The organism is Cryobacterium sp. TMT3-29-2 (assembly GCF_004564305.1).
Taxonomy (GTDB): Bacteria; Actinomycetota; Actinomycetes; order Actinomycetales; family Microbacteriaceae; genus Cryobacterium; species Cryobacterium sinapicolor.
This window is the reverse complement of the sequence record NZ_SOGK01000024.1, coordinates 1-10,070: the sequence shown is the minus strand read 5'-3', so window position 1 is coordinate 10,070 and position 10,070 is coordinate 1. Positions and strand designations below refer to the sequence as shown.

Below are 10,070 nucleotides of genomic sequence, written 5' to 3'. Positions count from 1 at the left end.
GATCCGGCGGGCGCGGATCCGGCGGGCGCGGATCCGGCGGGCGCGGATGCGGGGGGCGCGGATGCGGGGGGCGCGGATGCGGGGGCTGTGGCCGGGGCATCCGTTTTCGGGGACTCGACCCGGGCGGTGAGCTGGGGCGTGAAGCCGAGTACCTCGTTGACGGCCCGCTTGAGGTAGTCGCCGACGCCCTGCCCGGGAGCCGCGGACTGCTTGAGCCCGGCGACGTCGTTCTGGCTCGGGAAGGAGAGCACGAGCAGCTCGCCGCCGCGCAGTTCCATGGCGCGGGCCGTGTAAAGCACGAGCCAAGCGGTCATCTTGGCGGCCTTGACCGACTCGAGGATCTGCGGCCAGGCATCCTTCACCTGCTGAAGCGTGACCGGTCCGACGGGGTGGGGCGGGGCCGAGGGTGCGGAGGCTCCCGTCGCGGTCGCCGCGCCAGGAGAGTGCGCAGCGCCGGTCGCGGTCGCCGCGCCAGGAGAGTGCGCCGCGCCAGGAGCGTGCGACGCGCCAGGAGAGTGCGCCGCAGCAGGAGCGTGCGACGCGGCCCCGGCAGCGGGAACCGTTGCCGGGCCGGAGGAGGCGGGAACCGTTGCCGGGCCGGAGGAGGCGGGCGGGCGAGGGGCATCCGTCACCGACACCGCGGCCGCGCGCGCGGGCGCGCCGACCGGGCTGGTGGCTGGGGCATCCGTCGCCCGGAAGACGCCGGAAGTGGACGCGGAACCCGAAGCGGAATCAGAACCGGAACCGGAACCCGTGCCGACGCCGATGCGGCGCTCGAGCCGCTCTACCCGGGCGAGCGCGCCGCGGGTGGAATCGTCGCTGGCGGGGATGAGCACACGGGCGATCATGAGTTCGAGGTGCAGGCGGGGGCTGGTCGCGCCGGTCATCTCGGTGAGGGCGGCGTTGATGACGTCGGCGGTGCGGGACAGCTCGGCGGGGCCGAACTTCGCGGCCTGCACGGCCATCCGGTCGAGTTCGTCCTGCGGCACGCCGCGAAGCACTGCGGCGGCCCCGGCGGCGCTCGTGGCGCCGACGATGATGAGGTCGCGGAGGCGTTCAAGGAGGTCTTCGACGAAGCGGCGCGGGTCTTGCCCGGTCTGCACGACCCGGTCGACGGCGTCGAACGCGGCGGATGGGTCGCGGTCGGCGATCGCGTCGATGGACTCGTCGAGCAGTGACGCGTTCGTGTAGCCGAGCAGCGCCACGGCCCGCTCGTATTCGACGGAGTGCCCGTCGGATCCGGCCATCAGCTGGTCGAGCAGCGACAGCGTGTCGCGGGGCGAGCCGCCGCCGGCCCGCACGACGAGCGGCAGCACGCCGGGCGCGACGGTCATCTGTTCGGTGTCGCACATCTGCTGCACGTATTCGAGCATCGGCCCGGGCGGCACCAGCCGGAACGGGTAGTGATGCGTGCGCGAACGGATGGTGCCGATCACCTTTTCGGGCTCCGTCGTCGCGAAAATGAACTTGACGTGCTCGGGCGGCTCCTCGACGATCTTCAGCAGCGCGTTGAAGCCCTGCGGCGTGACCATGTGAGCCTCGTCGAGGATGAAGATCTTGTAGCGGTCCCGGGCTGGCGCGAAGATCGCGCGCTCACGGATGTCCCGGGCGTCGTCGACTCCGTTGTGGCTGGCCGCGTCGATCTCGACCACGTCGAGGGATCCGCCGCCGTCGCGGGAGAGTTCCACGCAGCTCGGGCACACGCCGCACGGAGTATCGGTCGGGCCCTCGGCGCAGTTCAGGCAGCGCGCGAGGATGCGGGCGGACGTCGTCTTGCCGCAACCGCGGGGTCCGCTGAACAGATAGGCGTGATTCACCCGGTTCGTGCGCAGGGCCGTCATCAGGGGATCGGTCACCTGAGACTGACCGATCATTTCGGCAAAAGTCTCGGGCCGGTAGCGGCGATACAGGGCGGTAACCACGGAGTCAATCGTAGTCGGAGCCACTGACACTGCGGTGTGGGGTGGGGAGCGGCCTGTGGACGGGCGGGCCGGCATCCGTTGCCGGAGGGGGCCGCCGCGTAACGGGCGACGGCACTCGGGCGCGGCGAGCGACGGCACGAGCTCAGGCGCGGCGAGCGACGGCCTGGTCGAATTCCCCGGGACGGTTGCTCACGATTTCCTTGCCGAGGGGCGCGAGCGAGACCGGCACCATCTTGAAGTCGGCGATGCCGAGCGGAATTCCGATGATGGTGACGCAGAGCGCGATCCCCGAGACGATGTGCGCCAGGGCCAGCCACCAGCCCGCGAGAATCACCCAGATCACGTTGCCGATAAATGAGAACGCGCCACTCGTGGGTTTGGCCACGACGGTGCGTCCGAACGGCCAGAGTGCGTAGGTGGCGATGCGGAACGACGCGATGCCCCACGGGATCGTGATGATCAGCACGCAGAGCACGATGCCCGCGGCCACGTATCCGAGGAACAGCCAGAACCCCGACAGGACGAGCCAGATCACGTTCACAAGTGTGCGCACGCCGGAATACTACCCGCGTGGCAGGGGCGGAGGGGTGGGTCTGGGGTGACCCGCCGCCCGGCTGCCCGCCTGCCCGGCTCCCTGGGTGCCCGCCTGCCCGGCTGCCCGCCTGCCTGGCTCCCTGGGTGCCCGGCTGCCCGCTTGGCTGCCCGCCTGCCCGCCTGGCTCCCCGCCTGGCTGGCTGCCCCGGCCCAGCCCGGCCCGCGCTAACTGAGGACATTCTCGAGACACACCGCTCACGGTGCCTGGGGTGCCGCGTGTCGCCACAATCTGCGCAGTTAAGTCACCCCGGTCCCCGCTCCGGGCGGCCAAGACCCCCGCCCCGACGCAAATCGGCCGCCCCGGAACCCGGGAACGGCCGATCAGCGCTGCGAAGCGTTACAAACTACAGCGACGGATGCGTGCGCTTGATGGTCGCCAGCGTCTGACGGGCGATCTCCAGCTCCTCGTTCGTCGGGATGACGAGCACGGTGACGCGCGAGTTGTCCGTGGAGATCACGCGCGGCTTGCGGGACTTGGCCTCGTTGCGCACCGGGTCGATTTCGATCCCCATGCCCTCGAGCCCGGCCAGGGCGCCCGCGCGCACGATCGGCGAGTTCTCGCCGACGCCGGCGGTGAAGACGATGACGTCCACGGTGCCCAACTGCGCGTAGTAGTTGCCGACGTAGCCCTTGATTCGGTGGAAGTAGACGTCGAGGGCAGCCTGGGCGACCGGGTCGCCCGCGACCGAGGCGTCCTCCACGTCGCGCATGTCGCCGTTGCCGGCCAAGGCCAGCATGCCGCCGCGGCGGTTGAGCAGGTCGTCGAGCTCGGCGGTGGTCATCCCGGCCCGGCGGCGCAGGTGGAAGATCACGGCCGGGTCGATGTCGCCCGAGCGGGTGCCCATGACGAGGCCCTGCAGCGGGGTCATGCCCATCGAGGTGTCGATCGAGTTGCCGCCGTCGACGGCACACACGGATGCGCCGTTGCCCAGGTGCAGCACGATCGTCTTGAGCTCGGCCAGCGGTCGCTCGAGGAAGGACGCCACGGCCTCCGAGACGAACTTGTGCGAGGTGCCGTGGAAGCCGTACTTGCGCACGCGGTGCCGGATCGCGAGGTCCTTGTCGATGGCGTAGGTGTACGCGGCCGGCGGCAGCGTCTGGTGGAACGCGGTGTCGAAGACGGCGACGTGAGGCACGTTCGAGAAACTGGCACGAGCGGCACGGATGCCCTGAACGGCGCCCGGGTTGTGGAGCGGGGCGATCTCGGAGAGGTCCTCGATGTTCAGCTCGACCAGGTGAGTGATCTCGGTCGGCTCGAAGAACCGGTTACCGCCCTGCACAACGCGGTGGCCGACGGCGATCAGGTTCGCCTCGGACAGCTTCGGGCCGTGCTCGGCGAAGGCCTCGATCATCACGGCGAAGCCGGCGGTGTGGTCGATGATCGGCAGGTCGCGTTCGGTGCGGCCGTCCTTCGCCGTGCCGGCGTTGTGCCGCGAGTGACCGATCGGTTCGCCGATGCGCTCGACGAGGCCGCTGGCGAGCTCGGTTTCGGTGTCCATGTCGATCAGCTGGTATTTGAACGACGACGATCCGGAGTTGACGACCAGGATGGCGGTCATGCGGACACCGCCGCTGCGGCCGAAGCGGAAGAAGCCGAACCGGAAGCCGGAGCTGCCGGGGCGACAGACTCGGACGCGGACAGCGTCGCGGCCTGGATCGCGGTGATGGCGACGGTGTTGACGATGTCCTGCACTAGTGCTCCTCGAGAAAGGTCATTGATGGGTTTGCGCAGGCCCTGGAGCACGGGGCCGATGGCCACCGCTCCGGCGCTCCGCTGCACGGCCTTGTACGTGTTGTTGCCCGTATTCAGGTCGGGGAAGATGAAGACGGTGGCGCGACCGGCGACGGCCGAACCGGGCATCTTCGTGGCGGCGACGGCGGCATCCGCTGCCGCGTCGTACTGGATGGGACCCTCGATCAGGAGGTCAGGGCGACGCTCCCGCACGATCGCGGTGGCGGCCCGCACCTTGTCCACGTCGGCACCCTGGCCGGACTCGCCGGTCGAGTAGCTCAGCATGGCGATGCGCGGCTCGATGCCGAACTCCACAGCCGTCTCCGACGCGGAGATGGCGATGTCGGCGAGCTGCTCCGCGGTGGGGTCAGGGTTCACCGCGCAGTCGCCGTAGACGAGCACCTTGTCGGCGAGCGCCATCAGGAACACGCTGGACACGACCGACACTCCCGGACGCGTCTTGATGATCTGCAGGCTCGGCCGGATCGTGTGCGCGGTGGTGTGGGTTGCCCCGGAGACCATGCCGTCGGCCAGGCCGAGCTGCACCATCATCGTGCCGAAGTAGGACACGTCGGTGACGAGCTCCATGGCCTGCTCGACCGTGACGCCCTTGTGGGCGCGCAGCTGGGCGTAGGCCTCCGCGAACTTGTTCCGCAGCACGTCGTCGAAGGGGCTCACCACCTCCGCCTTGGCGATGTCCAGGCCGAGGCCGATGGCACGCGAGCGCACCTCGAACTCCTCGCCGAGGATAGTGATGTCGGCCACGTCGCGGGCCAGCAGGGTCGCGGCGGCGCGCAGCACGCGGTCGTCGTCGCCCTCGGGCAGCACGATCCGCTTGCGGTTCGTGCGCGCCCGCTCGAGCAGCGTGTACTCGAACATCAGCGGCGTCACCACGTCGGCGCGGCTCACCTTGAGCCGGTCGAGCAGCACGGATGCGTCCACGTGGCCTTCGAAGAGAGCCAACGCCGTGTCGCGCTTGCGCTGGGAATCCGCGGCCATCCGTCCGGGCGTGTGCGTGATGCGCAGTGCGGCGTCGTAGGAGTTGAGCTGGGTGCTGATGATCGGCACCGAGGCGTCGAGCCCCTCGACGAGCCGCCCGATCTCCTCGGGCAGGTCGAAGCCGCCGACCAGCACGATGCCGGCGATCGACGGGAACGTCGCGGACGAGTTAGCCATCAACACGGCCAGCAGCACCTGCGGGCGGTCGCTGGGAACCACGACCACCGCGCCTTCGAACAGGCGCGGCAGCACGTTGACCATCGACATGGCCGCCACGACCACGCCGAGCGCCTCCCGGGACAGCAACGCGGGGTCACCCTTCACGAGCGTGCCGTCGGTGGCCTTGAGGATGCTCTTCATGCTCGGGGCCACGAGGTACGAGTCCTCGGGCAGCGCCCAGACCGGCACCGAGCTCAGCCCGAGGCCGGGCTTCAGGTCGGCGTCGACGACGCTCCGCACGGCGTCGATGAGCTCGTCGAGCCGGTCCGGGTCGGCCCGGTTGACGATCACGCCGAGCAGAGAGACGTGCTCGTCGCGGATTTCCGCGACGGTGACGTCGGTCAGCTGGCGGATGTCTTCGGGCGTGCGCGGGTCGCTCTGCCCGAGCTGCCGGTCGCCCTGGTTGAGCGTGTCGCGCTGGCCGGGACCAACCCGCCCGCCGAGGACCAGCAGCACCGGCACCCCCAGGTTCGCGGCGATGCGCAGGTTGAAGGCGAGCTCGGTGGGGCTGCCGACATCCGTGTAATCGGAACCGACCACGACCACCGCGTCGCACTGGGCCTCGACGGCCTTGTAGCGCTGCACGATGCGGCCGAGGGCCGCGTCGGGGTCGAGGTGCACCTCGTCGTAGGTGACGCCGACGCACTCCTCGTAGGTCAGCGGGGGCTGCACGGTGAGCGCGGACGCACTCGACAGGTGCGAGAGCAGCAGCTCGAGCACGTAGTCGGGGTGGTGCGCCGAGCGGGCGACGGGCCGGAATACGCCGACGCGCTGCACCGAACGGAGCAGGGTGTCGAGCACGCCCAGGGCGATGGTGGACTTGCCGGTGTTTCCCTCGGCAGAGGTGATGTAGATGCTGTCAGCCACGATTTATACGTTGTCTCCGCCGGTGGAGACACCGGCATTGTCGGGGGTCACGCCGACGCCATCGGCGTCCCAGACCCATTCGGTGACGGCGGGGATGTCTTCCCCGTGATCGCGGGTGTAGTTGCGGGCCCGGAGGCGGGCATCCTGCATCTCCTGGCGAAGCAGGGCGGCGCGGGCTCCGAGGCCGGGAACCCGGTCGATGACGTCCATCACCAGGTGGTACCGGTCGAGGTCGTTGAGCATGACCATGTCGAACGGGGTGGTGGTGGTGCCGTTCTCCTTGTAGCCGCGGGCGTGCAGATTGCCGTGCCCGTGGCGCTTGTAGGTCAGGCGATGGATCAGCCACGGATACCCGTGGTAGGCGAACACGATCGGCTTGTCTGCCGTGAAGATCGCGTCGAACTCCATGTCGCTGAGGCCGTGCGGGTGATCCGCCTCGGACTGCAGGCGCATCAGGTCGACGACGTTCACGACGCGCACCGACAGGTCGGGCAGCCATTCCCGCAGGATGGCGGCCGCGGCCAACACCTCGAGGGTGGGTACCTCGCCGGCGGCGGCGAGCACGACGTCGGGCGACGTGCCGAACGTCTCGGTGCCGGCCCAGTCGAAGATGCCGAGGCCCCGCTTGCAGTGCGCGACGGCCTGGTCCATGGTGAGCCAGTTCGGCGCGGGCTGCTTGCCGGCGACGACCACGTTGACATAGTCCACGCTGCGCAGGCAGTGGTTGTAGGTGGCGAGCAGCGTGTTGGCATCGAACGGCAGGTAGACGCGCACGACATCCGCGCTCTTGTTCACGACGTGGTCGATGAAGCCGGGGTCCTGGTGCGAGAACCCGTTGTGGTCCTGGCGCCAGACGTGCGAGCTGAGCAGGTAGTTCAGGCTCGCGATGGAACGGCGCCACGGGATCTCCCGGGTGACCTTGAGCCACTTCGCGTGCTGGTTGAACATCGAGTCGACAATGTGGATGAACGCCTCGTAGCAGTTGAACAGACCGTGACGGCCGGTGAGCAGGTAGCCCTCCAGCCAGCCCTGGCACTGATGCTCGCTGAGCATCTCCATCACGCGGCCGGCGCGGGCGAGGTTGGTGTCGCCCTCGTGGTACTCCGCGTTCCACTGCTTGTCGGTGGCCGCGTAAACGGCCGGGGCGAGGCGGTTGGAGGCCGTCTCGTCGGGTCCGAAGATGCGGAAATTGTCGGGGTTGTCACGGATGACGTCGGCCAGCCAGGTGCCGAGCACCTTGGTGGCCTCATCGGTGGTGGCGCCCGGGGAGGGGACATCCACCCCGTATTCCCGGAAGTCGGGCAGCTTCAGCGCCCGGCGCAGCAGCCCGCCGTTGGAAACCGGGTTCGCGCTCATCCTCAGGTCGCCAGCGGGGGCCAGCGCCGAGACCTCGGCGGCGGGGGCGCCGTTCGCGTCGAAGAGTTCCTCCGGCCGGTAGGACGCCAGCCACTCTTCGAGCAGGCGGGTGTGCGCCTCGGTGTCGCGGGCGTTGCTCAGCGGCACCTGGTGCGAACGCCAGGAGTCGACGACCTGCACCCCGTCGATGACGGGCGGGCAGGTCCAACCCTTGGGCGTGCGCAGGATGATCATCGGCCAGCGCGGGCGCTCGGTGTCGCCGGCGAGGGCGCGCGCCTTGATCGCGGCAATCTCGTTGAGCACCTCGTCGAGGGTGACCGCCATGCGCTGGTGCACAAGGAGGGGATCCTCCCCGTCGAAGCCGCCGGCCACGATGTAGGGCTTGTGGCCGTAGCCGCGCATCAGGTCGAGGAGTTCCTCTTCCGGGATGCGGGCGAGCACGGAGGGGTTGGCGATCTTGTACCCGTTGAGGTGCAGGATCGGCAGAACGACGCCATCCTGAAGCGGGTCGATGAACTTGTTCGAGTGCCAGCTGGTGGCCAGTGGGCCGGTCTCGGCCTCACCGTCGCCGACGACCGCGGCGACCAGCAGGTCAGGGTTGTCGAACGCGGCGCCGTAGGCGTGGCTGAGCGCGTAACCGAGCTCGCCGCCCTCGTGGATCGATCCGGGCGTCTCGGGCGAGGCGTGGCTGGGGATGCCGCCCGGGAAGGAGAACTGGCGGAACAGGGCCTTGACGCCCTGCTCGCTCCGGTCGACGCCGGAATAGATCTCGGAGTAGGTGCCGTCGAGGTAGGCGTTGGCCACCATGCCGGGGCCGCCGTGGCCCGGGCCGGTGACGTAGAGGGTGCTGATCGACCGTTCCAGGATGGCGCGGTTCAGGTGAGCATAAAGAAAATTGAGTCCCGGGGTGGTTCCCCAGTGGCCCAGCAGGCGGGGTTTAATGTGGTCCCGCATGAGCGGCTCGCGCAGTAACGGATTGTCGAGCAGGTAGATCTGCCCCACGGACAGGTAATTGGCGGCCCGCCACCAGGCATCGACGCTGGCGAGGGCCTCAGCGCTGAGCGGATGCGTTGACCGTTCTGGCCAGAGAAAGGGTGTACCGGTTATTTCGGCCATGGTGCCTCCAGGCACTATCGGAGCGGGGGGCGCTAACTGCGCCCCTTCATCTTACGAGATGAGGCGAAATCGTTATCATTGCTAACGGCCTGCTGCGCGCCCACTTTCTCCCTACCGGTCCAGGGCATGAAAAAGACTCCTCGCGCACCCACCAGAGCCCGGTTACCCTTGCTACGTTTCCGTCCTGGGGGAGTTGGCCGAGATGGCGCCACGCGAGGAGCCGACTCTCAGTTTAGACGCAAAGCCGGCGAGGTCGAAAACGAGCCGATTTCGGGCATCCGGAACGGGTTTTTCGGGCATCCGGAACGGGTTTTTCGGGCCTCCGGAACGGGTTTGTCGGGCATCCGGAACAGGTGTGCGCGAAGGCCTCCGGAAACAGGTAAGATTCTCTAGGTCGTTCCCTCCGGGGAACGTTCGGCCAGGAGAATTCGCCTAGTGGCCTATGGCGCACGCTTGGAAAGCGTGTTGGGTGAGAGCCCTCGGGGGTTCGAATCCCCCATTCTCCGCCAGACTTTTCGCACTAGATGTCGGGTGTGCCTCGACAAGCTCGACACCCGCCCTCGGGGTTCCCATCCCCTGCACTCCGTGCTGCTGCTGTCGCTGCTCCCGTCCCTGCTCCTCTTCCCGATGCTGGTGCTGCTGGTGCTGCTCCCGTCCTTGCTCCCGTCCTTGCTCCCGTCCCTGCTCCCGTCCTTGCTCCCGTCCCTGCTCCCGTCCCTGCTCCCCTTCCCGATGCTGGTGCTGCTGCTACCGTGCCTGCTCCTGTTCCCGTTGCTGGTGCTGCTGGTGCTGCTGCTGCTGCTCCCGTTGCTGCTGCTGCTCCCGTCATTGCTCCTGTTCCCGACCCGTATGTGGCCAACTCAGGAGAACCAGGCGGACCGCGGACATCCGCCGCCACATTCCGGGGCAGAAGCTGATGCCAGCCATGGTTCTCCTGAGTTAGCCCCCGAAACGCCTGGATAACTCCTGCACATCCTGCCGAATGTGCCCCCTTCGGATCGAAGTCAGGCAGAAGTCCGATGGCACCGGTCGAATTTCAGGAGTTATGCACGAGGCTCGGCTTTGACCCCACCTGTATGTGGCTAATTCAGGAGATCCGGGCCGACCGCTGTGCCGCGGCCGCAGACCGGTGCGGAGCCGGCTAAGGCAGCCCGAGTATCTCCTGAGTTGGCCACGGAGGCGGAGGCGCAAACAGCGGCAGCGCGGCAGCGGCAGCGGCAGCGCGGCAGCGGCAGCGCGGCAGCGGCAGCGCGGCAGCGGCAGCG

Annotated in this window: 6 protein-coding genes, 1 tRNA gene and 1 other RNA gene; 2 read left to right on the top strand and 6 right to left on the bottom strand. The window is 68.7% G+C overall.

Annotation, left to right across the window (positions count from 1 at the left end):
* The 6 genes from E3O67_RS03095 to ffs form a co-directional block, all read right to left on the bottom strand.
* Window positions 1-1,922: DNA polymerase III subunit gamma and tau (locus E3O67_RS03095; RefSeq protein ID WP_135101837.1), on the bottom strand; the 1,922-nt coding region annotated here is incomplete at its 3' end.
* Window positions 1,923-2,064: 142 nt separating this feature from the next.
* Window positions 2,065-2,475: a YccF domain-containing protein gene (locus tag E3O67_RS03090; protein ID WP_134433110.1), complete on the bottom strand. Its 411-nt coding sequence runs from the start codon at window positions 2,473-2,475 to the stop codon at window positions 2,065-2,067.
* A 385-nt stretch (window positions 2,476-2,860) separates the two neighbouring features.
* On the bottom strand, window positions 2,861-4,075 hold the full coding sequence (locus tag E3O67_RS03085; protein WP_134433112.1) for an acetate/propionate family kinase: 1,215 nt from the start codon (window positions 4,073-4,075) through the stop codon (window positions 2,861-2,863).
* Complete coding sequence (gene pta / locus E3O67_RS03080; protein ID WP_134433114.1) at window positions 4,072-6,333, bottom strand: phosphate acetyltransferase; 2,262 nt, start codon at window positions 6,331-6,333, stop codon at window positions 4,072-4,074. Before pta ends, E3O67_RS03085 begins: the two co-directional genes overlap by 4 nt.
* Window positions 6,334-6,336: 3 nt before the next feature.
* On the bottom strand, window positions 6,337-8,805 hold the full coding sequence (locus E3O67_RS03075) for a phosphoketolase (protein WP_135101835.1): 2,469 nt from the start codon (window positions 8,803-8,805) through the stop codon (window positions 6,337-6,339).
* Between the two features lie 128 nt (window positions 8,806-8,933).
* Window positions 8,934-9,030, bottom strand: an RNA gene (gene ffs / locus E3O67_RS03070) — signal recognition particle sRNA small type.
* 196 nt (window positions 9,031-9,226) lie between these two features.
* Between ffs and E3O67_RS03065 the strand changes: the two genes are divergently transcribed.
* Window positions 9,227-9,314 (top strand) — tRNA-Ser (locus E3O67_RS03065).
* A 22-nt stretch (window positions 9,315-9,336) separates the two neighbouring features.
* A complete protein-coding gene (locus tag E3O67_RS03060; protein WP_206750554.1) occupies window positions 9,337-9,768 on the top strand; it encodes a hypothetical protein in 432 nt (143 codons plus the stop codon).
* Window positions 9,769-10,070: the final 302 nt, after the last annotated feature.